The sequence below is a fragment of the Methanothermobacter defluvii genome (genome assembly GCF_003385755.1).
Lineage (GTDB): Archaea > Methanobacteriota > Methanobacteria > Methanobacteriales > Methanothermobacteraceae > Methanothermobacter > Methanothermobacter thermautotrophicus.
Genome location: NZ_QREL01000001.1, coordinates 43,041 through 67,404, shown reverse-complemented (window position 1 = coordinate 67,404; position 24,364 = coordinate 43,041). Strand labels below are relative to the sequence as shown.

30 protein-coding genes and 1 tRNA gene are annotated in these 24,364 nt (G+C 49.4%); 17 read left to right on the top strand and 14 right to left on the bottom strand.

Annotated elements, in window-relative coordinates:
* Positions 1-24: 24 nt before the first annotated feature.
* From C7452_RS00340 to hpt, 6 genes are all read right to left on the bottom strand, one after another.
* The gene (locus C7452_RS00340; RefSeq protein WP_115891925.1) at positions 25-438 is read right to left on the bottom strand and encodes an NUDIX domain-containing protein; all 414 of its coding nucleotides are present in this window, start codon (positions 436-438) and stop codon (positions 25-27) included.
* 28 nt (positions 439-466) lie between these two features.
* A complete protein-coding gene (locus C7452_RS00335) occupies positions 467-1,066 on the bottom strand; it encodes an endonuclease dU (protein ID WP_048175848.1) in 600 nt (199 codons plus the stop codon).
* Positions 1,067-1,077: 11 nt separating this feature from the next.
* Complete coding sequence (locus C7452_RS00330; protein WP_048175849.1) at positions 1,078-1,335, bottom strand: DNA-directed RNA polymerase subunit L; 258 nt, start codon at positions 1,333-1,335, stop codon at positions 1,078-1,080.
* Positions 1,336-1,355: 20 nt separating this feature from the next.
* On the bottom strand, positions 1,356-1,925 hold the full coding sequence (locus tag C7452_RS00325) for an exosome complex RNA-binding protein Csl4 (protein WP_115891924.1): 570 nt from the start codon (positions 1,923-1,925) through the stop codon (positions 1,356-1,358).
* Between the two features lie 232 nt (positions 1,926-2,157).
* Entirely contained in the window at positions 2,158-3,150 is a 993-nt protein-coding gene (dph2, locus tag C7452_RS00320; protein ID WP_010876932.1) for a diphthamide biosynthesis enzyme Dph2, read from the bottom strand.
* Positions 3,151-3,732 carry a hypoxanthine/guanine phosphoribosyltransferase gene (gene hpt / locus C7452_RS00315; protein WP_048061024.1) on the bottom strand — a complete coding sequence of 194 codons (582 nt, stop codon included), beginning with the start codon at positions 3,730-3,732 and terminating at the stop codon, positions 3,151-3,153. It lies immediately after the preceding gene.
* Positions 3,733-3,932: 200 nt separating this feature from the next.
* On the opposite strand from hpt, the gene C7452_RS00310 reads away from it, so the two are divergent.
* The 13 genes from C7452_RS00310 (at position 3,933) to C7452_RS00250 (ending at position 12,621) form a co-directional block, all read left to right on the top strand.
* Positions 3,933-5,261: a signal recognition particle protein Srp54 gene (locus tag C7452_RS00310; protein ID WP_115891923.1), complete on the top strand. Its 1,329-nt coding sequence runs from the start codon at positions 3,933-3,935 to the stop codon at positions 5,259-5,261.
* A gap of 31 nt (positions 5,262-5,292) precedes the next feature.
* Positions 5,293-6,513 carry a tRNA pseudouridine(54/55) synthase Pus10 gene (locus C7452_RS00305; protein ID WP_115891922.1) on the top strand — a complete coding sequence of 407 codons (1,221 nt, stop codon included), beginning with the start codon at positions 5,293-5,295 and terminating at the stop codon, positions 6,511-6,513.
* Positions 6,514-6,684: 171 nt separating this feature from the next.
* On the top strand, positions 6,685-6,975 hold the full coding sequence (locus tag C7452_RS00300) for a 50S ribosomal protein L21e (protein ID WP_115891921.1): 291 nt from the start codon (positions 6,685-6,687) through the stop codon (positions 6,973-6,975).
* Between the two features lie 5 nt (positions 6,976-6,980).
* Positions 6,981-7,322 (top strand): RNA polymerase Rpb4 family protein, encoded by a 342-nt coding sequence (locus C7452_RS00295; protein ID WP_048061025.1) that lies wholly within the window; start codon positions 6,981-6,983, stop codon positions 7,320-7,322.
* Between the two features lie 40 nt (positions 7,323-7,362).
* Entirely contained in the window at positions 7,363-7,944 is a 582-nt protein-coding gene (locus C7452_RS00290; protein WP_010876938.1) for a DUF655 domain-containing protein, read from the top strand.
* 29 nt (positions 7,945-7,973) lie between these two features.
* On the top strand, positions 7,974-8,795 hold the full coding sequence (rsmA, locus tag C7452_RS00285; protein ID WP_115891920.1) for a 16S rRNA (adenine(1518)-N(6)/adenine(1519)-N(6))-dimethyltransferase RsmA: 822 nt from the start codon (positions 7,974-7,976) through the stop codon (positions 8,793-8,795).
* Between the two features lie 65 nt (positions 8,796-8,860).
* On the top strand, positions 8,861-9,298 hold the full coding sequence (locus tag C7452_RS00280) for a hypothetical protein (RefSeq protein ID WP_115891919.1): 438 nt from the start codon (positions 8,861-8,863) through the stop codon (positions 9,296-9,298).
* On the top strand, positions 9,295-9,504 hold the full coding sequence (locus tag C7452_RS00275; protein ID WP_115891918.1) for a helix-turn-helix transcriptional regulator: 210 nt from the start codon (positions 9,295-9,297) through the stop codon (positions 9,502-9,504). The genes C7452_RS00280 and C7452_RS00275 overlap by 4 nt, the downstream gene beginning before the upstream one ends.
* Before the next feature lie 2 nt (positions 9,505-9,506).
* On the top strand, positions 9,507-10,091 hold the full coding sequence (locus tag C7452_RS00270; RefSeq protein WP_170130266.1) for a HemK2/MTQ2 family protein methyltransferase: 585 nt from the start codon (positions 9,507-9,509) through the stop codon (positions 10,089-10,091).
* 198 nt (positions 10,092-10,289) lie between these two features.
* The gene (locus C7452_RS00265; protein ID WP_245942729.1) at positions 10,290-11,270 is read left to right on the top strand and encodes a C39 family peptidase; all 981 of its coding nucleotides are present in this window, start codon (positions 10,290-10,292) and stop codon (positions 11,268-11,270) included.
* Positions 11,271-11,316: 46 nt separating this feature from the next.
* A complete protein-coding gene (locus C7452_RS00260) occupies positions 11,317-11,682 on the top strand; it encodes a hypothetical protein (RefSeq protein ID WP_048175862.1) in 366 nt (121 codons plus the stop codon).
* Positions 11,679-12,239, top strand: a complete 561-nt coding sequence (locus C7452_RS09125; RefSeq protein WP_048175863.1) for a cysteine peptidase family C39 domain-containing protein — start codon at positions 11,679-11,681, stop codon at positions 12,237-12,239. The genes C7452_RS00260 and C7452_RS09125 overlap by 4 nt, the downstream gene beginning before the upstream one ends.
* 37 nt (positions 12,240-12,276) lie before the next feature.
* Positions 12,277-12,621, top strand: coding sequence for a hypothetical protein (locus C7452_RS00250; RefSeq protein WP_048175865.1), 345 nt, complete (start codon positions 12,277-12,279; stop codon positions 12,619-12,621).
* A gap of 677 nt (positions 12,622-13,298) precedes the next feature.
* On the opposite strand, the gene dapF is transcribed toward C7452_RS00250, so the two are convergent.
* Entirely contained in the window at positions 13,299-14,168 is an 870-nt protein-coding gene (gene dapF / locus C7452_RS00245) for a diaminopimelate epimerase (protein WP_010876947.1), read from the bottom strand.
* Positions 14,169-14,173: 5 nt separating this feature from the next.
* Positions 14,174-15,460: a diaminopimelate decarboxylase gene (gene lysA, locus C7452_RS00240; RefSeq protein WP_048175866.1), complete on the bottom strand. Its 1,287-nt coding sequence runs from the start codon at positions 15,458-15,460 to the stop codon at positions 14,174-14,176.
* Positions 15,461-15,533: 73 nt separating this feature from the next.
* Here lysA and C7452_RS00235 point away from each other — a divergent pair, with 73 nt between their 5' ends.
* Positions 15,534-15,926: an NUDIX domain-containing protein gene (locus C7452_RS00235; protein WP_048175867.1), complete on the top strand. Its 393-nt coding sequence runs from the start codon at positions 15,534-15,536 to the stop codon at positions 15,924-15,926.
* A 15-nt stretch (positions 15,927-15,941) separates the two neighbouring features.
* On the opposite strand, the gene C7452_RS00230 is transcribed toward C7452_RS00235, so the two are convergent.
* Complete coding sequence (locus C7452_RS00230; protein ID WP_048175869.1) at positions 15,942-17,114, bottom strand: acetylornithine transaminase; 1,173 nt, start codon at positions 17,112-17,114, stop codon at positions 15,942-15,944.
* An 81-nt stretch (positions 17,115-17,195) separates the two neighbouring features.
* Here C7452_RS00230 and C7452_RS00225 point away from each other — a divergent pair, with 81 nt between their 5' ends.
* Positions 17,196-17,621: a peptidylprolyl isomerase gene (locus tag C7452_RS00225; RefSeq protein ID WP_048175870.1), complete on the top strand. Its 426-nt coding sequence runs from the start codon at positions 17,196-17,198 to the stop codon at positions 17,619-17,621.
* Here C7452_RS00225 and C7452_RS00220 read toward each other — a convergent pair.
* The 4 genes from C7452_RS00220 to hisF are packed head-to-tail and all read right to left on the bottom strand — an operon-like array spanning position 17,602 to position 20,469.
* Entirely contained in the window at positions 17,602-18,141 is a 540-nt protein-coding gene (locus C7452_RS00220) for a GAF domain-containing protein (protein ID WP_048175872.1), read from the bottom strand. The two genes, C7452_RS00225 and C7452_RS00220, sit on opposite strands and share 20 nt — an antisense overlap.
* Positions 18,131-18,640: a hypothetical protein gene (locus tag C7452_RS00215; RefSeq protein ID WP_048175874.1), complete on the bottom strand. Its 510-nt coding sequence runs from the start codon at positions 18,638-18,640 to the stop codon at positions 18,131-18,133. The genes C7452_RS00220 and C7452_RS00215 overlap by 11 nt, the downstream gene beginning before the upstream one ends.
* A gap of 46 nt (positions 18,641-18,686) precedes the next feature.
* Positions 18,687-19,625: a DNA glycosylase gene (locus C7452_RS00210; RefSeq protein WP_115891915.1), complete on the bottom strand. Its 939-nt coding sequence runs from the start codon at positions 19,623-19,625 to the stop codon at positions 18,687-18,689.
* Between the two features lie 19 nt (positions 19,626-19,644).
* Complete coding sequence (gene hisF / locus C7452_RS00205; RefSeq protein ID WP_115892493.1) at positions 19,645-20,469, bottom strand: imidazole glycerol phosphate synthase subunit HisF; 825 nt, start codon at positions 20,467-20,469, stop codon at positions 19,645-19,647.
* Positions 20,470-20,671: 202 nt separating this feature from the next.
* Between hisF and C7452_RS00200 the strand changes: the two genes are divergently transcribed.
* Positions 20,672-20,747, top strand: a tRNA-Arg gene (locus C7452_RS00200).
* 22 nt (positions 20,748-20,769) lie between these two features.
* Here the strand turns inward: C7452_RS00200 and C7452_RS00195 are convergent.
* A complete protein-coding gene (locus C7452_RS00195) occupies positions 20,770-21,285 on the bottom strand; it encodes an FmdE family protein (protein ID WP_170130265.1) in 516 nt (171 codons plus the stop codon).
* Positions 21,286-21,469: 184 nt separating this feature from the next.
* Here C7452_RS00195 and C7452_RS00190 point away from each other — a divergent pair, with 184 nt between their 5' ends.
* Complete coding sequence (locus C7452_RS00190) at positions 21,470-24,247, top strand: FmdE family protein (protein WP_245942726.1); 2,778 nt, start codon at positions 21,470-21,472, stop codon at positions 24,245-24,247.
* Positions 24,248-24,364: the final 117 nt, after the last annotated feature.

The following is a 24,364-nucleotide window of genomic DNA, read 5'->3' as shown; positions in this document are numbered from 1 at the left end:
GTGGAACACGGGATGCATTCCTCATCAATCTATTCCCGGTATCTGCCTCCTGAAATCCTCCAGAATCTTCCGGTGGTCAAATGCGAGTTCAAGATCATCTATATCCTCGATGTGGAATATTCCAATGTCTGCAGCGTCTGAACCGGCCTCCGGTTCACCGGACACTGCCCTCGCGGTGAAGCATACGCTCACGGTGTGCCCGCGGGGGTCCCTCCGGGGGTCGGAGTAGACCCCGAGGAGGTCCTCGATTTCAACATCAAGGCCTGTCTCCTCGAGGGCCTCCCTCCTTGCTGCATCCTCAACAGTTTCACCGTATTCCACAAATCCTCCGGGTATGGCCCAGGACCCCCTGTAGGGTGATCTGCCCCTCCTTATGAGGATTATTCTATCCCCTGATAACCTTATGATAACGTCCGCCGTGAGCATGGGTGCCTTCAAACCAGACTCCTCCTGCAGGCATCTCTTTCTAGGCGCTGCCCCTGGACTCTCCTAACGTGACTCCTGAGGCAATTATGTGGGCCGCCCTCAGTGGTTCTGGAATTGAGCTGCGGGTCGTTGATATCCTGACAATCTCTGCGGCGTCATCAGGTTCAATGCCTGCGGTCTGGATGTAGAGGGGTTCCCTGGATTCCACCCTGTAGATTCTACCGGCCCTCTCTATGCTGCGCCACCTTGCCTTCCAGTCAGAAAATCTGTGCTTGAGCGCCCTCTTTATTCTTTCCATATCTGGATGTTTCCTCACAACCACTATAACGGGAAGGCCGGTCCTCTCTGATAATTCCACTATATCCACAACATTGAAGCCCCCGAAGGTCAGCCCATCAAGCATTATGACCCTCAGCTGGTTGAGGTGCCTTGATCCATTCACCATCTCGATGATCCGCTCTGTGGCATCGTCACCGTCCACCCTCACCGTGGTTGTGAGGACGCCGTCGAGCCACTGCCCGCCCCTGAATACGGTGCCAACCAGAAGCACGTCCTCCTCACTTCTGGGGGTGAATGGAGCATCATCTATGCCGAGAATCCTTATCTCAGATTTTATCTGCCTGAAATTATGGTTCTCCATGGAAAAATAGTTCACAGGGACTCTATGAGGCCCCTGAATTCATCACATCTATCCCTCAGGGTTTCGGCTGCTGCCTTGAGTGATTTTTTCGGGCTTCCTGCCCTGATATATAGCTGTGGTTCCCCCACTATTGGGTGGTCTATCGAGTATGCTGCTGCCTTAACCTTTTCATCCTCCATGAGGATGCTTCTTAATACATTGCAGAGGGTGTGTGTTTCTCCCTCAAATACTATCTCCATCTCATATCTCTTATCCAGAATGACTTCCATTAGAATTACCCCTTAAGTGATTAACCTTCATAATTCACTGATAGCTTCCTTTTTTCCCGGTTTTCACAGTTCGGGCACCTGACCTCGTCCCTGCCGTTCACTTCCATGAAGTGCCTGCAGCGGGTGCACATTGCCTTGATAACCCCAAGGTCACGGCCTGATGTCTGTAGATCTATGCCATCGAGGTCCATGATCTTTGTGACCCTTGCCTCCACGATGTCCCCTATCCTGAAGGCGTCTGTTAGCTTTGAAAGGTAGCCCTTCCTTGCCTGTGAAACGTGGACTCCTCCAACGAAGTATGTTGCAAGGGCTCTCCTGTTGCCCTTGATGCTGTGTATCCTCACAAGGGCCCGCTGACCCCTTACATCAATGACCTCTCCAATGACCCTTGAACCCCTTTTAAGTGTTGGTGGTGTGTTCAGCTTTGATATTACCTTTATGCTCTTATTCCGGTCATCCCTTGAAACCTCTCCAACGACAAGGGATTTTATCTTACCATCCTCATCGTAGGTCCCCTCAGAGGGGAGGACCTCTTCGCTTACAGCCAAAAAATCTCCGGGAAAAACCATATCCCCAGATTTAACTTTCATCCATTCACCTCTTCAAGGTAAAAACAATGCTTACCTTACAGTGATCTATGGTTAGATCTGATTATATATATGCTTTTGCATGCGACCTTCAAAGATCGATTACTCCATTCCTCCAAATCTCACTACAAAAACCATACTGCACATCTGTCCACTGATTACCATGCCTCTGAATACCATGCATGAGAGCCAGCCGCACACTGGCCTATCTGTAGATACCACACCAGATAAAGGGTTATCCGTGTATTATCTCATCCAGTGTGTAGTCGTCCCAGCTTCTCTCTCCCAGAACTATCTCCAGTTCAGATGGGTTCAGGAGTGGTCTATCGTAGAGCTGTGAGTCATCTATGGCTATCCTAGGACACGCAGTTACCACGAAGGCCTCAAGTTCCCTGAAGGGGAGGAGTGCAGCCGGTGATATGTTCTCAGCGAGAAGTATGAGGGCCTCCCTTCCAGCCTCCTCAAGTTTTTTCTTAACCATGAGGGCAAGCTCAAACCTCATCTGTCCAGCCTTTGATGAGACCACCACCCCCCACCTGCTGGCATCCGATGCCCTGCTTATCCTCGCAAATCTCACCCTCAGGACCCTGTCTGCGAATTCCTCAATGTCCCTCACCTCACCATGATATGGGTCAGCCACCACAACCTCGCGTCCGGTGAAGAGTTTTATCCCGAGGGGGTGGAAGTTCCCGCTTCCAAGGAAAAGGTAGGCATCTGCATCGGTGCCCCTGATGGCTGAGAAATTGCATCCCAGGACCTGGCCCCTGGCTGTGTTAACACCCTCCCCTGTGACGACCTCAAAGCCCCTCTCCTCAAGGAGAGACCTTGCCTGGTCAAGCAGGTGGAGGTGCTGTGCTGTTGTTGCAATTCCAATCCTCCTGTGACCGGACAGTCTGTCAGCAGCCTCCCTGATGACTTCACCTACCTCAACTGAGGATGCGGCCTCTATGAATATCACAGGGACCTCATAGTCAAGGGGGAGTGGTGTGTGTCCATAGTGGACTATGAGGTCAACCATGTCCCTCATTTTTCTATCTGAAACATCACATGCCCCGAAGCATGGGTCTGCGGATATCACGGCAGTTGCGCCTGTTTCTGATTCTATCTGCTCTGCAAGTTCAACTGCCCTCATTTTAAGTCCCTCAGGGAACTGAAGGCCCACGACCCCTGCATTACGTTTCCTTATCTCCCCGATGACCCTTTCAGTTTCAAGCCTGTAGAGTGACATTTAATCATGCGGCCCCCCGGCAGGGATATCCTCAACCTTAACTCTGCCATCGATAACATCAACCTTCACGAGGCTCTTTACAGTGAAACCTGTTCTTTCCCTCACGACCCTGGATCCCTCACCCTTATCTATGACTGTTATAACATCCCTGACATCAACATCCATCTCCCTGAGGGCCTCCAGGACCGCCAGGAGGGTCCCTCCAGTGCTCACAACGTCGTCAATGACAACGACCCTGTCTCCACTATCAACACCATTTATGTAGAGTTCCCCTTCACTGTATCCTGTCATCTGATGGACGGCAACCTCGCCGGGAAGGCCGTACCTTCTCTTCCTCACCACGACGAAGGGTATTCCGGTCTTCAGTGATAGAACCGTTGCATGGTGTATGCCCATGGCCTCTATGCAGATTATCTTATCCGCTTCAGGTCTGAACCTCCTCACTATCTCCTCTGCAACCTCCTCCAGGAGTTCGGGTTCGGTGAGGGGTATGCCATCGGTTACAGGGTTTACAAAGTAGTCATACTCTCCCTTCTTAATCACAGGTGAATTTCTGAGGCTTTCCTTGAGTTTATCAAGCATTTCGATCACGCATCGGGATTGTTGAAAATTGAATTCATTATCTAGATATGATTGAGGATCTTAATATAGGTAATATAGGTCCTCAAAGGATCTGCCGCCCACCACCTGTGACCTTTATATGGCGCAGCCCATCCACCACTCTTAATATATAAGGTGATCCCAACAATAGTTAATGATTATCCATCACTGCAGGTGAAACCATGCTTGGGAATCTGGGCAGAAGTCTCAGTAAAACTATGAAAAAGCTGGCAGGGATGACAATTGTTGATGAGGAGGTCGTCAGGGAGGTCATAAAGGATATACAGAGGGCCCTGATCCAGTCCGATGTCAACATAAAACTTGTATTCAACCTGTCAAAGTCAATTGAGGAACGGGCACTCAACGAGGAACCCCCTAAGGGGATAACGCCAAAGGAGCACATCATAAGCATAGTGTACGATGAGATGGTCAAACTCCTGGGTGAGAAGAGCCATGAACTTGTCATAGATGATAAACCGTACCGCATACTCTTCCTTGGACTCCAGGGTAGCGGTAAAACAACAACCATAGGTAAACTTGCAAGGTACCTCCGCAAGAAGGGTTTCACTGTTGGGGTGGTCTGTACAGACACCTGGCGCCCTGCGGCCCTTGAGCAGCTGAAACAGTATACCGAGGGACAGGACGTGAGCATATACGGCGACCCCCAGAACAGGGACGCCCTGGACCTTGCAGAGAAGGGACTTGCCCGGTTCCAGAAGAAGGACGTTATCATATTCGATACGGCCGGAAGACACAAGGAGGAGAAGGACCTCCTCAGGGAGATGGAGGAACTTTCAGCCATTGTGGAGCCCCATGAGGCCATACTTGTAATCGACGGAACCATAGGCCAGCAGGCAAGGGAACAGGCCCTCGCATTCAGAAAAGCCACAGATATAGGTTCAATAATTGTGACCAAGCTCGATGGTTCAGCCAAGGGTGGTGGGGCCCTCTCGGCCGTTGCAGAGATAGGTGCTCCCATAAAGTTCATAGGTACCGGTGAGAGGATAGATGACCTGGAGGTCTTCGATCCCGAAAGGTTCATATCACGTCTCCTCGGTATGGGGGACCTCAGAAGTCTCCTCGAGAAGGTTGAAGAGGTTTCAGAGGAGGAGATTGCAGAGGAATCCCTCGACGCAATACTCTCAGGTAAGTTCACCCTCAGGGATATGAGGGTGCAGTTTGAGATGATGGGTAAGATGGGGCCCCTCCAGCAGGTTATGAGTATGCTGCCCGGTGCCGGGAAACTCCCAAAGGACGCCAGCAAGATGACCGAGGAGACCATAAGGAAGTACCTCATAATAATGGACTCCATGACAGAGGAGGAACTGGAAAAACCAGACATCATAAAACACTCAAGAATACGCAGGATAGCCCGGGGTTCAGGGACACGCAATGAGGACGTTAAGGAGCTCCTGAAGTACTACAGGGTCACCAAAAAGGCCATGAAGGGACTTGGAAGGAGAAAGATGGGCGGACCCATGGGCCAGCTCATGAGGCAGTTCATGAGATAGCATCCTGAAGGGCAGAGATCAGGGGATAACCATGGATGTTCAGCAGAGACTGGGAGGACTGCTTGAAATCACAGAGTCCAGAATATGTCTGCAATGCCTTGGCAGGCACTTTATTGATTTGGTTGAAGGGCCAGGGAACCGTCTGAGGGGTGAGAAGCTCCAGAAGGAATTCTCGCTGAAACTATCCGGGCCATGCATGATATGCGGTGACGTCTTTGACAGGATTGATGAGGCCGCAGGGATGGTTAAGGAGAGGGTGGATGAACTTGGCCTTGAATACTCTTCGGTACTTGTGGGTACAAGGTTGCCCCCCGAAATGGTGGAACTTGATGATGAGATCAGAAAGCGCCTCGGAATCCAGACTGAGGGGCTTAAAAGGGATCTCAACCGTGAACTTGGTAAGAGGGTTGTCAAACTGCTGGGCTGCAGCGCAGAATTTGAGGACCCCGACCTCGTGGTGATGGTGGACTTCAGGGGGGACATCAGGGTCTGGATCCAGATAAACCCCCTCTTCCTTGAGGGGAGGTACCGCAAGCTGGTGAGGGGAATACCCCAGACCCGCTGGCCCTGCAGGAAGTGCAGGGGGAGGGGCTGTGAGAGGTGCAATTACACCGGTAAGATGTATCCCACGTCTGTGGAGGAGCTCATAGCCGGGCCCATCCTGGAGGCCAGCCAGGGACGTGATGCAAGGTTCCATGGCTCAGGCAGGGAGGATGTGGACGTCCGGATGCTCGGGACAGGGAGACCATTTGTCCTGGAGATAAGGGAACCCCGGGTGAGGAACCTGGACCCTGAATCCCTTGAGGAGGAGGTGAACCGCAGGGCCCAGGGCATGGTTGAGGTTGAGGGTCTCAGATTCTCCACAAGGAAGAGGAAGGTTGAACTGAAGGATTCATCCCAGAGCAGGTACAAGGTTTACCGGGCCCTGGTTGAACTGGATGGAGATGTTACTGAGGAGGCCCTTGAGAGACTCGGGTCACTTGACATCATAAGACAGCGGACCCCTGTGAGGGTTTCCCACCGCAGGGCTGACAGGGTCAGAGAGAGGAGAGTCCTGGAAATATCATGGAACTGGCTGGATGGTTGCCTTGAGTTGATAATAAAGGGTGAGGGTGGCCTCTACATAAAGGAGCTTATTTCAGGGGATTCAGGACGTACAGAACCAAGTGTAAGCAGTGTTCTGGGGGTTCCTGCAAGGTGCGTGGCCCTTGATGTCCTTGAGGTCGGTGATGAACCATCAGAAAAGGATTAAGCAGATGATCGAAAAAATAAAACACGACGTCCCATGCAGAATAGCCATGATAAGGAAAAATATATATTAATGGAAATATTAAATAGAGAACTTATAAGTTTAGATATCTGATTCTTGTAAAGTTTTAGTGACTGTTACAAGCCATTGAAGGCTTTTTATGGAGGTTAAAGAATGAGAAGATCAAGAGGTTTCAGAAGTAAAACAAGACACAAGCTTCAGAAGGTTAAAAGGCCAGGCAGGTCCAACCCCATAACAAGGAAGATCCAGAGCTTCAATGAGGGTGACCTTGTACACATCATCATCGACCCGAGCATTCACAGGGGCCAGCCACACCCGCGTTTCCATGGTAAAACCGGTCGAGTTGTGGCGATGATGGGTAAATCCTATGTTGTTGCCCTGAAGGATGGTAACAAGGATAAACAGCTTGTTGTGAGGCCAGAGCACCTTCAGATGCAAGAGTGATTCCCATGATCGGGAAAAAGGTTCTGGAAAGTGAACCTGTTTCTATGGCAGAGGTTAAGGAAATCCTTGAAAAATTTGGGGAAGACCATGAACTCACATACGAGCAGAACCTTGTCCTTGACCATGTAACCCGTTTTTCAAGGCTTGACCCTGAAAAGAGCAGGGAGCTGGTGGAGGAACTGATGGACATCCCCAACATCAAAAGGAGGCATGCTGTTAAAATTGCAGATATAATGCCGGTGGACATATCCGACCTCCGTTTAATCTTTGCCAAGGAGAGGGTTCCCATAAAGGCTGATGACCTTCCAGGCATACTCGAGGTAATAGATAAATACCGGGTCGAATAAAAATAATATCTGACCTGAAAAAAGTAGAGTATGTGATTTCATGGAAGAATACGCTATCATACTGGATTACCTTCCACTTGGTTACATGAGCGAAGGGTTCGGTACATTCAAGAAGAGGCCTGTTGCCCAGGCACTGGGTAAGGATGAGTTCACCCTCCTGGAGTTAACACCAAGACCGGACGTGGACCTTGAAATCCACGAGGAGGTCTACATCGGTAAGGGTAAAAGGGACAAGATCGCCCGTATAAACAGGAGGCTCCGTCACAATGAACTCACAGCCACCGCCAGGGTTGAGCTGCCCTACGTCGTTGAGGAGATAATAAAATCAAATGAGGACCGGTTTGTAAAGTTCTTCAACGAGGCTGGACCCATAAGTACCAGGCTTCACCAGCTTGAACTTCTTCCAGGAATCGGTAAAAAGCACATGTGGGATATCCTCAAGGCCCGTGAGGAGAAGCCCTTTGAAAGTTTCGAGGACATAAAGAACAGGGTCCCCATGTTATCAGACCCTGTTAAACTCATCGTCAGGAGGGTCCTCATGGAACTGGATGTTGAGGGCGCCAAACGGGGAAAACGTAAGTACAACATATTCACAAGACCGCCCCAGAAGAGGAGGGGCTGATCCTTCAATTTAATTTAGAATCTATTTTTATGTCAGGGCTCTACACCGAGACAAGGGAGGTGCTGAGGAAGTATGGTGTGAGGCTTAGAAGGAGCCTCGGCCAGAACTACCTCATAGATGAGGTCAAAAGGCAGCGCATACTTGAATACGCTGACCTCAGGGAAGATGACAGGGTCCTTGAGATAGGACCAGGTATAGGGACCCTCACACTTCCAATGGCAGAACTTGCTGGTCATGTCACCGCAATTGAGAGTGATCCCCTCATTGCAGCTATCCTGATGGACAGGCTTCAGGTGGATAACGTTGATGTGATAGTCGGTGATGCCCTCAGGGTTGATTTTCCAGAATTCAACAAGGTCGTATCCAACCTGCCCTACCAGATATCCTCCCCCATAACCTTCAGGCTTCTGGAGCATGACTTTGAACTCGCTGTTCTCATGTACCAGAAGGAATTTGCAAGGAGAATGGTTGCAGAGCCGGGTACACGGGAGTACTCAAGACTGTCGGTCATGGTGCACTTCCTTGCAGAGGTTGAAATAGTTGACTACCTCAAACCGGGCTGTTTCTTCCCCCGTCCCAGGGTTGAATCTGCGGTTGTAATCCTTAAACCTACGGGTTTCAGGGCCCCGGCATTCCTCGAGGATGTATGCCGTGCACTCTTCCAGCACAGGAAGAAGAAAACCTCAAAATCCCTCAGAGAATCATTCCATGAAATCAGGACTGATCTGAGCTTTAATGAAGTTCTGAGGGGTCTTCCACCCGAAATACTGGAGAAGAGGGTCTTTCAGCTGAGACCAGAGGATATACTTGAAATAGCAGAGCATATAGAGGATCTCTCAGGTTCTTCCTGAGCTGGGCCTTGATCAGCACATCCCTGAGAAAACTATAAATGTTATGTAAACTATTTTTTACATAGGTGATTGTTTTGATAATAGCAAGACCCCAATGGTTCGGTAGAAGAAAGTACGGTGGCTGGGGAGTCTCAATAAAAACCTGGCAGGGCGCAGTATACCTTGCATGCCTATTCTTGCTGCTTATCGGGATCCAGCTACTTCCCCTCAACACCACCACAAGGATGTATGTGACAGGTGCCTGGCTTGCATTCCTGTTCCTGGACATGTTTGATGTTATGTGGAAGGTGAAAAGGGATGAGAGGGAGTACCTCCATGAGGCCATAGCAGAAAGAAACGCCGCATGGGCCATGATGCCAGTGCTTGTAATTGGAGTGTTCATAGAACTCATCTCAAGTTCCCTGCAGGGAAAGCCCCACGTCGACCCCTTCATTTTACTTGCACTCCTTGCAGGTGTCCTTGCAAAATCCGTGACAAACTACCGGCTGGAGAGGGAGAATTGAGGACACTAATAAGGGAACACAGGAAGGAACTCGGATTAACCCAGGAGGAACTCGCAGAGAGGGTTGGGGTAACAAGGCAGACCATAATAGCCCTTGAGAAGGGACGTTACAGCCCCTCCCTCATCCTTGCCCACAGGATCACAAGGGCCCTGGGAAGGGAGCATATCGAGGATGTCTTCATCCTTGATGAGGACGGTGAAAAATGAAAATGATAAGATACTGTGAAATTAAAATAAAGACCTGCAAAAACGTCTATGAACCAGCAGAGGACACCTTCCTCCTTGCAGATAACCTGGATGTCAGGGAGGGTGATCGTGTCCTTGAAATAGGTACAGGGACAGGACTTGTTGCCATAAGGGCATCAGAAAAGGGAGATGTGACTGCAACCGATGTGAATCCCGCCGCAGTTAAGTGCGCGCAGGAGAATGCCATTATCAATGGAGTTGAACTCAGGGTCCTGCAGGGGGACCTCTTTGACCCGGTTGAGGGCGAAAAATTTGACGTCATCCTCTTCAACACACCCTACCTTCCAGCCACCGGGGATGATGCCACAGGGGACGTCCTGGACCTCGCCTGGAATGGGGGCCCCGACGGCAGGATGGTTATAGACAGGTTCCTTGATGAGGTCCAGGCACACCTGAAACCTGGGGGGAGGGTCCAGCTGGTGCAGTCCTCCCTCTCCGATACAGAGAAGACCCTCCAGAAACTGGCAGATATGGGCTTTGATGCGTCGGTTACTGCAAGTGAGAGGTACTTCTTTGAGGAGATAGTCCTGATAACAGCCAGGATTTAATAAAAAATTTTATAAGCACCATGAGCTGGTGTGTCATGTTTTTCCAGTTTTTTTAATCTCCCATCGATTTATGGCGAGTCCCCCGTTTATATACCTACTATGAAATTTTACTGTCGCCTCAAGTAATATGCTGTAGCTGATCCGTAATATATATATGAGTTTTTTGTATAGAATTATTATAAGTTAATGGGGGTGTCCATGGTGAGAGGTTTTTATGTCCTGTTCCTGGTCGTGCTCCTCCTCGCGGTGTCTGTTAACTCTTCAGCCGCTGCAGACAACTCCACACTGGACGACACGGCCTGCGCAGACAACTGTACAGTCCTTGAAGCACAGGGGGATGATGTAACGGGTGCACTGACCCATAATGTTACAGTGGATTCTGAGGGTGTGGTCCTCCAGACAAGGAACTACACCTGCGGACCCGCAGCACTCGCCACCGTCCTCCAGAGACTCGGAGTGAACACCACAGAGGATGAACTCGCAGGCCTTGCCGGAACAACCGAAGACGGGACCACCATGCAGGGCCTCCTGGAAGCCAGCAGGGCCAAGGGAATGAACGCAACCGGCATGAAACTAAACATATCTGAACTCAAAGAAAACATGATCGCCTATACCATCAATGACGGCACCGGACACTACACCGTAATAAACGGAATCACCAATGACACGGTCAAACTCGCAGATCCAAGCCTCGGGAACATCGAAATGAATATAGAAGAGTTCACTGAGATCTACAGCGGATATGCACTGGTTATAAATGATCCTAATAATCCAAGACAGGTCAACGGAACCACAGAACAAACAAATAATCAAACAGATCAAAGCAACGAGAACACCTCATCAGAAACCATAAATAACCTGACAGATACCACCTCTGATGTGCAGGCAGACAACAGAACTCTGACTGATGAGGAAATGCAGAACATTAAAGGTAAAAAATGGAGGCATAAACATTGGCATCCATGGAAGTGGCGGTGTTCTTATCATTGGCATGGTTGGTATCCTGTGCGTGTCCGTGCCTATTATGGATTCCATATAGTCTCTTATACAGCCCAAATGGTGCGCTGTGCTTGTACGCTGGATGCTGATGGCTTTGACTATTATTATGCTCGCTGTAAGACTTATGGTGATCGCTATATGGATTGGTATCGGCGCGTGGGATATAGGTATGCGGCATGAAGAAATTAAGTGTGGAATATGAGTATCATTCGGAGGTATGTGAAAAATGAAACGGGCATATGTCCTGCTAATTGGTTTGTCAATGCTTCTCATCTCCTTGATAGTACCATTCCCTCTAGCATTGTCCTTTGTTATCCTGGCAGGATTATTTATCGCACATTTCAGTAAGATGGAAGAAAAAGAGGTTAACATGATTATAACAGCCATAGTATCTTTATTCATAGGATTACTGGGAGGATTACTTGGATCGATGATTCACAACAATATTTCATCAACCTGGACACTACTATCTGCTCATGGGGGACTCTTTTTCATAGCCTTAATTGGATACTTTTTCATGGTCCTAATACTGATGACAGTAGGATCCATGATAGACAAGGTTATATCGAAAGCTAGATCAAAATCCCTTTGAGTTTCCGCAGACCCCACCACAACATCAATGACGGCACCGGACACTACACCGTAATAAACGAAATCACCAATGACACCATCAAACTCGCAGATCCAAGCCTCGGGAACATCGAAATGAATATAGAAGAGTTCACTGAGATCTACAGCGGATATACACTGGTTATAAATGACCCTAATAATCCACAGGTCAACGAAACTACAGATCAAAGCAACAAGAATACAAACTCATCAGAACCCATAAATAACCTGACAAATACCACCTCTGATGTGCAGGCAGACAACAGAACTCTGACTGATAAGGAAATGAAAAACATTAAAGGTAAAAACTGGAAGTACAGGTTAAATCAAAGGTTAAAGAGACAGGGAAGATGGAAAAGAAATGCATGGTACAACCGAAGCTTTAACTGGTGGAGAGTATACTATGGAGGTGCCTGGGTCTGTGTAGCACCAGGTTACACAAATCATCCCGTGGGTAAGCTTTTTGGTTTCTTAGGGACAGCTTATCTAGGCACCGTGGGAACAGCGCATCTTAACGAGGGGTGGTGGACATATACCTGATATTTAATTTTATTTTTATGAAATCGGAGGAGTATCTATGGATATAAGTGAAAAACATGAAAAAATAATAATGTTACTCCTGTCTGTAGTCTTTTTTGGGATTTTTTTATACATAGAATTTAATTTTTTCCAATACTCAGAGTTAAGATTGTTAATGTTCATGTTAATTGTACTAATTCTTTATGGATATGCCAGACTTCAAAGTATCTATGATACCCCCGCAAGAAGATTAAAACTTTTGTTTTACACAATAGTTCTGGCTTTATTATTTTATATAGTAATACTAACCCGGCAGCCAGCATTACTAAGAAATACCATGACTATAGTGACTATAGCGGCGTTAATTCTACTTGCATTTGATAAAAAAGAGAAGGTGAAATAGCCAACATAATAGTTATCGACAGATGAGACTAACCCTAACTAAATGAAAGTGTTGAAGTTGCAGATCCAGGGAAAAAGATAGACAATTAACACCCCCACAATTTCCAAGAGATTTACAAGCTACAATACTGTAATCAACCAAGAAAACAGATAACATTCCGGCCGTGGACAGCGCAGCTCAAACCAGCACTTAAAAAAACCCTAACCAAAGAGAAATGCAGAACATCAAGGGTAAAGGTGAAGGTTATTCCTTCAAGATCGAAGTTTTTTCACTCTTTGTCCTGGGTGTTTCCTTGGCCTTACATTCATCTTATACGTGACATTAAGAAGAGAGTTCTGAAACCAGGAGACACCGGCTTGTTCATAGCACATGCTCATGCTCCTTTTAAGTATTCCGCAAACACATCTATTTCTGCTCTGCATGCACCTCTTAAAAGCTTTCGAGACAAAAACCTCTGAAAAATTGAAGTGTTATTAAGATGCACAATATTATAACCCAACTTTAGGAAAGGAACCAGACATCACGGATGCTCTCACATGGAACAGTGCGAGACACATGTTACTCCGACCCAGAACTCAAACAATATGGGAGATCCCCATGTGGATCCCCTGATAAAACCAGGCCCCTACCATTTTTCAAGGATTTGAAAAATGAACTATAGGACCTTTTAAACCATCCTATGGATCACGGAGCAGTATACCATCAAATACCATGACAGCATCGCCCTCCATGTAGGCCCCGAGTTCTGTGCCGTCCTGGTAGACGTCTATTTTAAGTTCCCCTCCTGGAAGGTGCACCAGGACACTGTCATCCAGTTTTTCAAGTTTAACACCCGCAATTACACTGGCTGTGGCCCCTGTGCCGCAGGCCATTGTGGGTCCAGCACCCCTCTCCCAGGTCACCATGATTATCTCAGAGGGGCTCACGACCTCAACAAAGTGCACATTTATCCTCTCAGGAAAGAGGGGATGGTTCTCTATTGCCGGTCCAAGCCTGTCAAGGTCCACACCCTCCGCATCATCAACGAATATTATGGCATGTGGATTCCCAACGCTTAGTGCTGTGAGCTTAATGTCCTCACCCTCCACAGGCAGGAACCTGTCTATGAACTCGTATTCCTCAACATCCATGGGTATCTGGTCTGTTTTGAATGTTGCGGTACCCATATCAACCCTTGATGAGACCACTGCACCATCCTCGACCTCCAGTTCCACGGTCTTGATACCTGCGAGGGTTTCCACCTCCAGTCTCCTCTTCCTCACTATGGCATTGTCATATACAAACTTTGAGAAGCACCTTATACCGTTTCCGCACATCTCTGCCTCGCTTCCATCAGCATTGAATATCCTGAAGCGGATATCCCCTTCGCCGGATGCAGGCTGGACAAATATAACACCATCCGCACCCACAGAGAATCCCCTGGTGCATACCTCCCTTACAAACTCTGGCTTCTTATCCTCAGGTATGCACTCCTGGGCGCTCTCATCTATAACCACGTAGTCGTTTCCAAGCCCATGCATCTTGGAAAAGAGTATCATCCTCGTCATCAGATCTACCTCTTCAGAAGTCTTGCAGGTACATTCTGTCCCCTCAGGAGGTCAGAGAAGGTCTCCCTCTCCCTGACAACATCAACCTGGCCTTCCCTCACAAGGACCTCAGCGGGTCTTGGCCTGGAGTTGTACTGGGAGGACATTGAGAAGGAGTAGGCCCCTGCGTTCATTATGGCAAGGACATCACCCTCATTAATTTCAGGGAGCTGCCTGTCCCTTGCAAAGAGATCCCCTGATTCACACACGTTTCCAGCCACATCCATCTTCTCAGATGGTTCATCCAGGGGTCTTTCAGCCACGAGTATGTGGTGGTAGGATCCATACATGGCAGGTCTCAGGAGGGTGTTGAAGCCTGCGTCAACACCTGCAAATTTTCTGTAGCTCTCCTTTATGGTGTTGACCCTTGTGAGGAGGTAGGATGCATCCCCAACTATGTACCTTCCAGGCTCCAGGCACATCATGGGTCTTCCAAGACCGTACTCTGAGAGTTTATCCTTGAAGAGTCCTGTTATCTTTGATGCGAATTCATCAATGTCCAGTGGTTCCTCTTCAGGCGTGTATGGTATTCCGAGTCCGCCTCCAAAGTCTATGAACTCAAATTCAACCCCTGTGGCCTCATGAACCCTGCCGGCTATGTCCATCAGGGTTTCAACGGCCAGCATGAATGGCTCAGGGTCCAGTATACCTGAGCCTATGTGGGCGTGTATCCCCACTGGCTCAAATCCAAGGTCCATGGCCATCTTGTAGACCTCAGGTGCCTCTCTCTCCATTACACCGAACTTGCTCATCTCTCCGCCGGTGATGCAGTGCTCGTGGTGCCCTGCCCCCACCAGGGGGTTGACCCTGAAGGATATCCTGAGACCCTCAGGGGCGATCTCTGAAAGCCGCCGGAGCTGTGACCTTGAATCCACATTGATCCTGACACCTGAATCTAGGGCAAACTGCAGTTCATCGTCCCTGACGTTGTTACCGGTGTAAAGTATCCTGTCAGGGTCAAAGCCTGCCATGAGAGCTGTGTAGATCTCTCCAGGAGATACAGCGTCAATTCCGCTCCCCTCCTCCTCCAGTATCCTCATGACCGCAAGGTTGGTGTTGGCCTTGCATGCATAGAATACCTGGAACCGCGAGTATTCACCTGAGAATGCCCTGTGGAGCCTCCGGTAGTTCTCCCTTATCCTCATCTCATCGATGACATAGAGGGGGGTGCCGTATTCATCTGCCAGTTCCACTGCATCTGCACCGCCAATCAGAAGATGTCCTTTATCGTTAACCTCAATATCAGGAAACATTAGTGTTGATCCTCCCTAAAGTTTAATCAAATCTTTATCCAAATGACAATATAAGTCCTTAGGGTGTGAAGATATGAAGCCGTTTATTCCGGTTGTAAGGGCCCTTATAAGGGGCGAAGATGGTGTTCTAATGCTGAGGAGGTCCCGCGAATCGTCCACAAACCCATCACTCTGGGAGCTCCCGGGTGGTAAGGTGAGGGCAGGGGAAACACTTGATGAGGCCCTTTCAAGGGAGGTCCGTGAGGAGACAGGCCTCAGGATAACACCTCTGCACCTGCTGGGTGCATATGAGCAGGTGTTCCCCCATAAGGTCTCGGTGAACATAATATTCTCTGTGGAGGTCAGTGGGGGTGCCCTCGAGCTGAGCATGGAGCATGAGGACTTCTGCTGGTTCAGGTCAGGGGTCCTTGAATTTTCTCCCTGGCTGAGTGAATTCAAAGGTGATAGGCCAGACCTCTTCAGGTGAGAGAAGCTGGAGCTATCAGAGATCTGAGATCACATGACCCAGTACATCCACGGCCGCATCAATCTCCTCCTTCTTTATTACTAGGGGCGGGACAATCCTTATGACCTTGCCGGCTGTGCAGTTTATCAGCACCCCCATCTCCCTTGCAGCGTCAACCACCCCTGCACATTCACCATCGATCTCAATTCCGATCATGAGGCCGACACCGCGTATGTCCCTGACGGCATCACATCCATGGAGGACCTGCCTCAGCCTTCCAAGGAAGTAGGAACCCATCTTAGCTGCCCTCTCAGGTAGTTTCTCGTCCATCAGAACTTCGATGGTGGCTATGGCTGCAGCGCATCCCAGGGGGTTTCCCCCGAAGGTGGATCCATGGTCACCCGGTTCAAATGCCATGGCAACCCTCTCATTTGCAAGCACAGCTCCTATTGGATACCCGCCGCCCATGGCCTTTGCCACGGTTGTTATATCTGGCTCTACACCGAATAGCTGGGATGCGAACATTGCTCCGGTTCTTCCAAATCCTGTCTGGACCTCATCGAGGATCAGGAGCACGTCATTCTGCCTTGCAAGTTCCTGGACATCCCTCAGATAACCCTCTGGTGGAATTATGACTCCACCCTCCCCCTGTACCGGTTCCAGAATTATGGCTGCAGTTTCATCACCTACTGCATCCGCCATTGCCCCGATGTCGCCGTAGGGGACATGTTTAAAACCCTCTGGTAGTGGCCTGAAGGGTTCACTGTACTTCTTCTGGCCAGTCGCAGTTACCGTTGCAAGTGTCCTCCCGTGGAAGGAGTTTTCAGCAGCTATTATCTCAGATTTGCCCGTGAATTTCCTTGCAAGTTTTATGGCTCCCTCATTGGCCTCTGCACCGCTGTTTGCGAAGAAAACCCTGTCGTGTGGGGATATGGCCGTTAGAAGCTTTGCGAGTTCAACCTGCTCCCGGGTATAGTAGATGTTGGATGAATGTATGAGCCTCTGTGCCTGGTGGCAGATTGCCAGGGCGACCTTTGGGTGGGCGTGGCCGATGCTGTTAACAGCGACCCCGGCAAAGCAGTCTATGTAGGAGTTGCCCTCGATGTCCCATACAGTTGCCCCCTTCCCATGGGACAGTACAATGGGCTGCCGGGTATAGGTCTGCATGATGAATTTCCTTTCAAGTTCAATTATTTCCTCTGAATCCATGATATCACCAAAAATTTATATGGGGACCTGTATTAATGTTGAACCTAAACTGATAATAAATATTTATGTTGAGGTGGTTAAATGAAAAGTGCTGTCATTGAAACCGTTAAGGGCGATATAGAACTGATCCTCTTTGAGGAGGACGCCCCGAACACGGTTGCGAATTTTGAAAAACTTTCAAACAGTGGATTCTATGATGGACTCACCTTCCACAGGGTCATACCTGACTTCGTGATTCAGGGAGGGTGTCCGGTGGGTGATGGGACAGGCGGCCCGGGTTACACAATAAAGTGCGAGATAAACCCGAACAGGCACGGTAAGGGGGCCCTGTCCATGGCACATGCAGGGAGAGATACCGGGGGCAGCCAGTTCTTCATAACACTATCCCCCCAGCCCCACCTCGATGGCGTCCACACCGTCTTCGGAAAGGTTGTGAGGGGTATGGATGTTGTTGAATCCATAGAGAGGGGAGACCGGATGCTCAGGGTCAGGGTCTACGACGAATGAATCGTTCCCTGATATCACCCAGGGGTATCTCACCCCTCCAGAACCTTCTGAGGACCCCGGCATAGTGCCCCGCAATTTCCTCAGCTATTCTCAGGTGTGTCTCATCGTAGTTCTCTGGTGGATCACCTGCGACTATCTGGCCGAGTATCCCCTCCGAATCCTTAACAGCGACTGAGAGGAACTTTGAAACCTTCCTGTGGCCATCGGGTATTCCATGGGCTGCAGGATGCCCGGCAGGGTTGTTGGTGAAGAATGACTCCCCGGTGTCCAGGGAGTAGCCGAGGAGCCCCCCGTATTTACCGCTGGATGGCAGCTTAAAGCGTGCCTCACCCATCTCCTCGTAGTGTCTGCAGTACTCTGTGAGATGGGAGAATTTTATGCCGACACTATCCCCGTTTTCGGGGTCAACATAGGCAACGTAGCAGTACCTGCTCCCGGTCATCCTCTTTATTTCATCAAAAACAATATCTGATGCTTCCCTTACTGATGCTGCAGACTCAATCCTTTCCTTAAGATCCATCCCTATTCCTCCAGTTCATCAGCTCCCTGTAGAGTTGGTGCCGGGGCCCTATCCTCCCAAGGACCCTCCCCTCAATTTCATGGAGGGGGTGTTCTCCATGGTCTGTTATGAGCCTTACCCCCGCAAGTTTTTTAACCCTGAGGACACGGGACCCCACCAGGACCTCATGGCCTATTTTAATCCCGGATACACTGTCCAGAACAACCAGGTACTCCCCGTGCCTCCTGATTATCCTCAGGTCCCCGGTGCACTCCCTTTCCCTCATCCTTAGAAGTACACGGTCGAACTGATCCCTCCCCAGGGTCTCCATCAGGTGCGCCCTGAGTTCATCCTCAAGGGCTGAGCGGAGCCTCATCCAGACATCTGCCTCACGGCACCCTATATTCTCCCTTGTGGACCTCTGGGGGCACTTCCAGCAGTACTTTTCATCAAGGACCCTCCGAAGATCCTCAAAGGATTTCCTTGTGTATACCTTGAATCTGGCAATTATATTCTTCATCTGGACTCACCGGTATGTAATGACCCACCAGATCAGAATCAATGTGTTATCCGGTGCCCTGCCTGAGCCTATCAAGTAGCCCCGATCTTCTGGCATGGTTGAAGAGGTAGAGCTGCACATAGCCGGCCATCTCCCCGTACTCCCTCCGTGCGAATTCCACCATCGACCTGTCATTGAAATTCCTGCCGGGGTGGATGTGGTTCATGATCCTCCTGATCCATACATCAACAGGAAAGGCCTCTGTCTTCCTGAAACCATAGAGGAGTATGCAGTCAGCAACCTTGGGACCCACACCCGGGAGTTCAAGGAGGAGCTCCCTTGCATCGTCATAGTCCATCCCATCGATCCTCCTGATATCCATCTCCTCTGCGAGTATCCTCGATGTCTCCCGGATGTAGGGCGCCCTGTAGCCGACGCCACAGGATCTGAGGTCATTGAACCTGAAGTCCGAGGGGAGGTTATCCTCGGCCCTCTGCAGGTCCTCAAGGGAGTCCTCAGCCACGCCTGCCAGGACGTGTGGGGATGGGAATGTGTGGAAGGTCTCGCCATTGAAGGTGTGGGCCTGGCCCCAGAGCCTCCTTATGTCCTCTATGGACCTTGTCCATCTCACAACCGAGCAGTTGGCTGATGCTATTGAGGATATCACGCACTCAAATGGGTCCTTCGCAAGGAACAGCCGCAGCCCCCTCGATGAATCCAGTGTGTATGATAAGTTTTTATCCTCCAGGAATGTGTAGAAATCTTCAATATCAAATTTCAGGTCGAATATGTATTCAATCTTCTCCCTGAGAGTTTTCTGAGGTACATCCACGTAGGGTCTGACCCTGAGCACCCCTGCCTCATCCCTGACCTCAACCGGACAGGGTACCCCCTCGATGATGAGAAGTTCCCTGAAGGCGCCCTCAACCTCCCTCCAGGGTGGCTGAGAGGTCTGTCCACTCCTCTGGGTCATCTCAAGGTCAAAGTCCCCCACGGGTATCCTCATTTCCCTCCCCCTCTGCTGACTACAATCTTATGGGAACTCCCCTTGATCTGAGGTACTCCTTCACTACAGGGACAGGGTATTCATTGAAGTGGAATATGCTTGCAGCAAGTGCAGCGTCTGCCTTCCCATCTGTAAATGCCTCATAGATGTGTTCAGGTTCCCCTACACCCCCTGATGCGATCACAGGTATGTCAAGGTTCTCGCTCATGGTCCTTGTGAGGGGAATGTCGTAGCCCATCTTTGTACCGTCACGGTCCATTGATGTGAGGAGAATTTCACCTGCACCTCTATCCTGGCATTCCATTGCCCATTTCACCGCGTCAATACCTGTGAATTCTCTTCCACCATAGATGCTGCACTCGTACCAGCAGTATCCATCATCAACCTCTATTATGAACCTCTCATCTGATTCACGGGGGTTGTCGATGTATCTCCTCTTGGCATCTATTGCCACTACGCATGCCTGGGACCCGACGAGGTCTGATGCCTCATTGATGAGTTCAGGGTTCTTTATTGCGGCTGTATTGGTGGAGCACTTGTCTGCCCCCGCCTTAAGCATCTTAACATAGTCCTCTGGCTTCCTTATACCCCCACCGACACATATGGGTACGAAGACGTTTTCTGTGGTGGCCTCTATCACATGGGTCATGGTCTCCCGTCTCTCATGTGATGCTGTTATGTCGAGGAAGACTATCTCATCGGCACCATCCTCATAGTACCTTGTTGCAAGTTCAACAGGGTCCCCTGCGTATCTTATCTGTTTGAATTCAACTCCCTTCACGACCCGGCCATTTGGAACCTGGAGGTCACAGTCAAGACATGGTATTATCCTCTTTGCAAGCATTTCAATCGCCATCAACAACTCTGAGGTGTCTGAATCTACAGTAAAACATATTCCTTCTCATTTGAAATAACCCGGAAGACATATTTATTAATTAAGGGGCATTTAGTATAAAGCTGTCTGCTCTCCGCTGAGTCTGGTCTTCGGCTGACACGTTGATGAGAAAATATTTAAATGGTTAACTTTAAATAGAGATGTGTGTAGGGGGCCCGTAGTCTAGCCTGGAATATGACGTGGGACTTCGGATCCCAAGGTCGGGGGTTCAAATCCCCCCGGGTCCGCTTTTTTATTAACTGCTTTTTATTAACCTTCAAAGCACGGAATACAAACCATCCTACCATTCTTTACTCGTGCACGGTGCTCTGAGATGGGTTCACCACACTCTGCGCATATGATGGACCCATATATCCTTGCCTCCTCTGGAGGTTTCTCTGAAACATCCCTGACCTCAAAGAGGTCATTTGGATCCATTTCAAGTATCTTCTCTGTCAGTTCAGCCCTGTCTGTAACCCCGAGTTCCTTCATGAGCTGATCCATTGGTTTTTTAAGTGATATCCTGATTCCATTGCCTGTTTTCCTGTTGAAGAATGTGTAAACATGTTTTCCGTAATCCCTGAATATCAGGTTGCCCTTTCCAAAGGTGCACCCAGTCATGAACTGGATGGCGTCTATGCTGCAGCTGTCATTCTCAACAACCGCCACTATCTCCTCATCCTCTGACCTTCCAAATCTCTCAGCTACGATCTCACCGACCTTGTATCCGAGGGCAGTCCCGGCACAGGAGTGACCGTGAAATCCAACTATATCCTCATAATCCATAACTATCACCCTCCCTATCTCTGGATCACGATTCAGATATAGGTGATGGTGGTAAACCATGTTTTCATTATTACCTTTCATTTAAATCAACGAAAAAATGTAATAATATATCTTTATATTGTAAGAAGGAATTAGTTAATACGAAACAAATTAGAGGGAGGTGAAATGGATGAGGAGATTATTCATGGTTTCAGTTCTTTTCCTTCTGGCCATGCTTACGGGTTCAGTGGCAGCTGCAGACAACGCAACCTGCGAGGTTGGTGTCCTTGTCAGCTACCAGTACAGCGATGATAACGGTAGGATCAATCCGACCCTCAAAATCACGGATTCAGGTACAGGCATAGAATACAACCGGACCTACGACCCATCCAGTGGTTATACAAAGCTGATCTTCCAGCATTCAAACATAAGCGCGGCAAACCTTACACTGACTGTGAGGGCACCGGGCTACGTTACCGTCGAGAGAAGGTTAAACCTCACACCGAACCCCATGGACCCCCGGGACACCGGGTACTATGCAAGCATAAACCTTGTTCTAAATGCAACCGAACCATACCGGATCGGTAGAGAGTTGACAGAAAAAGCAGATAAGCTCCTGAACTTCACAGGGAAGGGAGAGGTTCTTGTTATAACAACAGCCGGCCTTGTGAAGTACCGTAATATGACTACAGAGGATGTCCTGGAGGGAATACTTAACAGGGGAGGTGGTCTGATAAGCTACGGCAGAGCTAACCTCCTTACACTCCGAAGAACAGCCACAGACCCTCTGTGTACGGCTTTCATAGTGAGGAAGGGTAACGATCTTCTCATGGCATTCTACAGGAACACCACACTGGTGTACCTTGGAACGGTGTCCCAGAACATGAGCTCCGCCCAGTGGAACAACCTTACATCAAAGCTGGGGGATGATGCCTTCCCCTTCGCAAGCCTTGCAAATGCATGGGCAGCTGGAGCACCAGCAGATCTGCTCAAACAGGCCGCATTCCATGGACACATGTGCCTGGGTACCATAAGCGGATATGCCATGAGTAAAACCATCTACATGTACTATCCACCTATGCAGGACTGGTCTACCGGTTCACCCATAGAGATAACCAGCTACGTCACCATAGGTGTTCCCGGCGGCTCAGACGATGATGCCCTCATACTTGCACTCGATAACACCCCCGGGAAGAGGTCATACCTCGGCTTCGATACAACCGGTGCCGGTGCAGAGGACAGTATGGTGGGCTTCATAAGGTGGAACTCAAGGACAAACACCGGTACCCTTGTGGTCATGAAGTTCGATCAGCAGGCACTCATAGATACCTACAAAAGGGAGACCGGAGTATCAGTGGTTCAGGAACTCAAATTCAATGCCTGGCTCGTTAAAAAGGTCACAGAGAACCCTGCCTCCATTGTAACTATCGTTAAGGAACTCGACAACCTGACAGCCGACCAGTACTACTACCTGGCAGGAAGGGAGGTCAACTACAACCAGGTAAATGAGACCCATGGACTGGACATGAACTACATAAACAGCCTCAATCTGCCAAACGCCACCAGGGCAAATGTGAATGCAACATGGAATCCTGTGAGCTATGCTGAGCTCCGTGAAATCGGTAGAAGGGCCGCTGAAATGGCTAAGGAGATATTCCTGGCTGAGAGAGGAATAAACCTTGAAAGGGACGATCTCAATGTAGCTGTCCTCACATCAGCCGGTTACGTCTACCTGAACGGCACCCCGACCGATGGCTACTACGACGGAATATTCAGCGTTCTTGGTTCAAGGCTAAGCAGGAAAAACCTTCTGCCAGTCCACAGCCCATTCTACAAACCACTATGGTTCACCTTCGTCTTGAAGGGTGCTGATGGGAAAACACTGGACTCAGTGCATATAACCTACAATCCACTGACAGGTGAACTGAGTGCCGGAGCAGCGCCTGATGGTGCACGGGTTAACGATATAGGTCCCGCAGCCCTCAATAACGCGACAAGGGATAACGCCAATTCCGCGATATTCGGTAGCTCCTACTTCAGCATTGAGAGCATAGCCAATGCCTGGAAGTACGGCATCCCCTATGACCAGCTGGTAACCTTCCTGTTCCACAACCATGTCTGTCCGGGTGTCCAGCCAGGATTCTTCATCACCGAGTACGCCCTTGAGAACTATCCACTTGCAGCCGGCCAGCAGTATCAGTGGTTCGGGACAAGCATATACTGCAAGGATGACGCCCTCCTCTACCTCATGGGTGTTAGTCCCGGTACCGGGACCTACTTCGCCAAGAGGGTCCTCCAGGAGGAACTCGAATCCCCGATGGTGCCCGGTGGAAGTGAAGAGGGAATACTCATAGTCTGGGATCCGGTTAAGAAGGTTGGTAAGGCTGTGATGATAAGCTTTAAGTGGCCAGAGTTCGACCTCAGTGACTGCACCACAAGGAACGCCATGTTCGAGAAGTGGGCTGCCGCCTTTATAATGCTCTACAGTGGCCAGACACCATCCTACATGACGTCCCCAATGGTCCTCACAAAGGAGGTTGAGAAGTGGATAACCGAGGACGAACTCAAAGTGATACAGAGCGGTGCAAACGGTAACCCCCTGGCATACCTGCGTTCAATACCTGCACGAAACCTTGAGGACCTTATACCTGTGAACAACGGTGGAACGTCAGTTAACACAGGAGGAAACCAGGGGGGTTCCCAGGGTGGTTCAACTGGAGGTGTTCCTTCAGGTTCAGCTTTCACAGGACATGCAGGTTATTCACCGGGTTTGGATACTGCGGCTTCATCTGTAGAGGTGGGCGCTGCATCATCAGTGTCAGAGGAGCCTGCATCAGCCCCTGCAAAGGCCTATGAGGTTAAGAATGTGACCTCAGGTGCCAGTGGCGGTGACTCCTCATGGTACGTCTACGGTATCGTGGGTGTCCTTGTTGCCGCTGGTCTTGTGGCCTTCGGATTCCTCAGGGGCGGAGCAGGAAAATAACCTCTCAAATTTTTTTCTTTTTGATGCTGTACAGGAGCAGAGAATGTGAAATAACTGAGGGTAGAAATAAGAGTCTTCGAAGCTTATCTGGAGTATATCAATAAGTTCTATGGATAT

Coding starts and splice junctions, on each gene's coding strand:
- C7452_RS00265 (WP_245942729.1), top strand. CDS start 10,290: ATGGTGAGAGGTTTTTATGTCCTGTTCCTGGTCGTGCTCCTCCTCGCG.
- C7452_RS00250 (WP_048175865.1), top strand. CDS start 12,277: ATGGATATAAGTGAAAAACATGAAAAAATAATAATGTTACTCCTGTCT.
- C7452_RS00235 (WP_048175867.1), top strand. CDS start 15,534: ATGAAGCCGTTTATTCCGGTTGTAAGGGCCCTTATAAGGGGCGAAGAT.
- C7452_RS00270 (WP_170130266.1), top strand. CDS start 9,507: ATGATAAGATACTGTGAAATTAAAATAAAGACCTGCAAAAACGTCTAT.
- hpt (WP_048061024.1), bottom strand. CDS start 3,732: ATGCTTGATAAACTCAAGGAAAGCCTCAGAAATTCACCTGTGATTAAG.
- C7452_RS00290 (WP_010876938.1), top strand. CDS start 7,363: ATGGAAGAATACGCTATCATACTGGATTACCTTCCACTTGGTTACATG.
- C7452_RS00215 (WP_048175874.1), bottom strand. CDS start 18,640: ATGAAGAATATAATTGCCAGATTCAAGGTATACACAAGGAAATCCTTT.
- C7452_RS00300 (WP_115891921.1), top strand. CDS start 6,685: ATGAGAAGATCAAGAGGTTTCAGAAGTAAAACAAGACACAAGCTTCAG.
- rsmA (WP_115891920.1), top strand. CDS start 7,974: ATGTCAGGGCTCTACACCGAGACAAGGGAGGTGCTGAGGAAGTATGGT.
- dapF (WP_010876947.1), bottom strand. CDS start 14,168: ATGACGAGGATGATACTCTTTTCCAAGATGCATGGGCTTGGAAACGAC.
- C7452_RS00310 (WP_115891923.1), top strand. CDS start 3,933: ATGCTTGGGAATCTGGGCAGAAGTCTCAGTAAAACTATGAAAAAGCTG.
- C7452_RS00210 (WP_115891915.1), bottom strand. CDS start 19,625: ATGAGGATACCCGTGGGGGACTTTGACCTTGAGATGACCCAGAGGAGT.
- C7452_RS00335 (WP_048175848.1), bottom strand. CDS start 1,066: ATGGAGAACCATAATTTCAGGCAGATAAAATCTGAGATAAGGATTCTC.
- C7452_RS00330 (WP_048175849.1), bottom strand. CDS start 1,335: ATGGAAGTCATTCTGGATAAGAGATATGAGATGGAGATAGTATTTGAG.
- C7452_RS00220 (WP_048175872.1), bottom strand. CDS start 18,141: ATGGATCTTAAGGAAAGGATTGAGTCTGCAGCATCAGTAAGGGAAGCA.
- C7452_RS00195 (WP_170130265.1), bottom strand. CDS start 21,285: ATGGATTATGAGGATATAGTTGGATTTCACGGTCACTCCTGTGCCGGG.
- dph2 (WP_010876932.1), bottom strand. CDS start 3,150: ATGTCACTCTACAGGCTTGAAACTGAAAGGGTCATCGGGGAGATAAGG.
- C7452_RS00305 (WP_115891922.1), top strand. CDS start 5,293: ATGGATGTTCAGCAGAGACTGGGAGGACTGCTTGAAATCACAGAGTCC.
- C7452_RS00325 (WP_115891924.1), bottom strand. CDS start 1,925: ATGAAAGTTAAATCTGGGGATATGGTTTTTCCCGGAGATTTTTTGGCT.
- C7452_RS00295 (WP_048061025.1), top strand. CDS start 6,981: ATGATCGGGAAAAAGGTTCTGGAAAGTGAACCTGTTTCTATGGCAGAG.
- C7452_RS00230 (WP_048175869.1), bottom strand. CDS start 17,114: ATGGATTCAGAGGAAATAATTGAACTTGAAAGGAAATTCATCATGCAG.
- hisF (WP_115892493.1), bottom strand. CDS start 20,469: ATGCTTGCAAAGAGGATAATACCATGTCTTGACTGTGACCTCCAGGTT.
- C7452_RS00190 (WP_245942726.1), top strand. CDS start 21,470: ATGGTTTCAGTTCTTTTCCTTCTGGCCATGCTTACGGGTTCAGTGGCA.
- C7452_RS00225 (WP_048175870.1), top strand. CDS start 17,196: ATGAAAAGTGCTGTCATTGAAACCGTTAAGGGCGATATAGAACTGATC.
- lysA (WP_048175866.1), bottom strand. CDS start 15,460: ATGTTTCCTGATATTGAGGTTAACGATAAAGGACATCTTCTGATTGGC.
- C7452_RS00260 (WP_048175862.1), top strand. CDS start 11,317: ATGAAACGGGCATATGTCCTGCTAATTGGTTTGTCAATGCTTCTCATC.